At 32.8% G+C, this 1,000-nt stretch carries 1 rRNA gene; it reads right to left on the bottom strand.

Annotated features, from left to right (window positions below):
• Positions 1-876 precede the first annotated feature (876 nt).
• Positions 877-986 (bottom strand): 5S ribosomal RNA (gene rrf, locus NAT51_RS19625).
• Between the last annotated feature and the right edge of the window lie 14 nt (positions 987-1,000).

Raw genomic sequence — 1,000 nt, 5'->3', positions numbered from 1 at the left:
GCGGGGTGCAAAGATAACATCTTTATTTTCTTCTTTCCAAATCTTTTCGCGATTATTTTTTAAGTTTTTTACTTTCGTTTCAAACCCAATCACTTAGACTTTTTAAGAACATTATGTTAAAGAACTCCGCTTGTTTCACATCTCACTTGTTGTTCAATGCGGATGCAAAAGTACCACTTATTTTCACTTTTCCTAACCTTTTCTTAATCTTTTTTACCCCTTTTTTACACTTCAACTGAACCTCAGTAAGTTAGACGGGAAAGTTTTTTTTTAAATATCGAAATACGACATAAAAAACTCCCCACTATCTTTCTACATAGTATTAAATAAACTACCACCACATAAATACACAATTCAAAAAACTTAGCACATATATAAAAAATCCGATAGCAATCTTCATTTTTTCTAAAAAAAAACAAGAACAAAGTATAACTAATTAAAATCAACCAAGACACTCATCAAGACAAAATACTCCCATAAATTCACAACTACTCCTCCAAGCACCAAACAAAGAGTCTGCTAAACCAAAATTTTATTTTAAAGAACAAAACAAATCCACACAAAAACAAATTAGATTATTCTAAAACAGAATAATTTTACCCTACCGGTTGTTAAATTTAAACACTGAAGCTTTAGAACATAGAAAAACAAACATTAACACTCACTTCTAGCCAGAATATCTCCTAATTATAATTTAAAAAAAATCATTAGATAAAAGATATAGAAAATATTTAAGGTTTAGCCGAACTAAGCGAAGCCAACTAACAACATACATCAAGATAAGGAATCCCGGCCCAGTAGACTTCAGGTTATTTTGATAAATCAAAACAATGTAAAACAAAAAATCCCCATCAGAAATGATGGGGATTTTTAAAAGAAAGGCGGCGACATACTCTCCCACAGGATTGCAGTACCATCTGCGCAGGCGGGCTTAACTTCTCTGTTCGAAATGGGAAGAGGTGAGCCCCGCCGCAATAACCACCTTAAGGTCTTCTTGCAG

The sequence above is a fragment of the Flavobacterium amniphilum genome (assembly GCF_023634845.1).
Taxonomy (GTDB): Bacteria; Bacteroidota; Bacteroidia; order Flavobacteriales; family Flavobacteriaceae; genus Flavobacterium; species Flavobacterium amniphilum.
This window is presented reverse-complemented; position numbering and strand designations above follow the sequence as displayed.